A 1,193-nucleotide genomic window follows, 5' to 3' on the forward strand; every position below is an offset into this window, starting at 1 on the left:
TAAGGATGGTCTGAACAACGGCGTCGGCGATGCTCTATGAAGCGCGCGAACTCACGATGCGAGATGGCAACCGTCCCAAGCCCGATTTCGCGTGCATCCGGGCTCGGAATTCGCCCGTTTTTTGCGCCGCCGCAGGCGCTTTGTCGCTCGGCGGGCGCACTCATCCCCGGGCTGCCTGCATCAGCTTGCCGCGCGTCATCCACAGGTTGGACAGAGCGAACAAGGTGACCAATTGCGCCGTGTTCTTCTTCAGCCCCCTGTAGCGCACCTTGAGGTAGCCAAACTGGCGCTTGATGACCCGGAATGGATGCTCCACCTTGGCCCTGACGCTGGCCTTGAGCTTCTCGGTCTTGTCGATCAGCGCATCAATCTCGTTGCCCTTGTCCAGCGCGCGGCGCTTGCCCGGGCGCATCGCCACGCGCCAGGTGACGCCAACGTTGGCGTCGGGACGCTTGTCAACGCCCTGATAGCCAGCGTCCCCGAAGGCCACTGTTTCATTGCCGTGCAGCAGCGCGTTGCCCTCGACCACGTCGTTCACGTTCGCCGCTGTGCCCCGGATGGTGTGCACCAGCCCTGAATCAGCATCCGCTCCAATGTGCGCCTTCATGCCGAAGTACCACTGGTTGCCCTTCTTGGCCTGATGCATCTCGGGGTCGCGTTGGCCGCCTGCGTTCTTGGTCGAACTGGGCGCGGCGATCAGCGTGGCATCAACCACCGTGCCCGCGCGCAGCATCAGCCCCTTGCCGCTGAGCATGTCGTTGATCACCGCCAGGATCTGCTCGGCCAGCTTGTGCTTTTCCAGCAGGTGGCGAAACCGCAGGATCGTGCTCTCGTCGGGCAGACGCGTCATCCAGTTGTCCAGGTGAGCGAACTCCCGGTACAGCGGCACGTCGTGCAGCGCTTCTTCCATGGCCGGGTCGCTCAGGCCAAACCATTGCTGCATGAAATGAAGGCGCAGCATCGTCTCCACGGCAAACGGCGGGCGTCCCTTCTTGCCTTCGGGTGCGAACGGCGCCACCAACGCCACCAGTTGCGCCCACGGCACCACGCGATTCATCTCCTCGAGGAACTCGCGCTTGCGCGTTCGCTTGGTGCTCAGGCTCAATCCCAGATCCGCTTGCTTCATGGTCATATCGTCGCCGCCGCTGCACGCTCAGATAAGCACGAAGGCGACCGGTTTATGCAGAGCGTCC

General features: G+C 63.0%; 1 protein-coding gene. It reads right to left on the reverse strand.

Annotation, left to right across the window (positions count from 1 at the left end; translation table 11 throughout):
- Nucleotides 1-160: 160 nt before the first annotated feature.
- Nucleotides 161-1,126: an IS5 family transposase gene (locus HCU76_RS36305; RefSeq protein ID WP_218512058.1), complete on the reverse strand. Its 966-nt coding sequence runs from the start codon at nucleotides 1,124-1,126 to the stop codon at nucleotides 161-163.
- Between the last annotated feature and the right edge of the window lie 67 nt (nucleotides 1,127-1,193).

The organism is Variovorax sp. dw_308, assembly GCF_019207085.1.
GTDB lineage: Bacteria > Pseudomonadota > Gammaproteobacteria > Burkholderiales > Burkholderiaceae_C > Variovorax.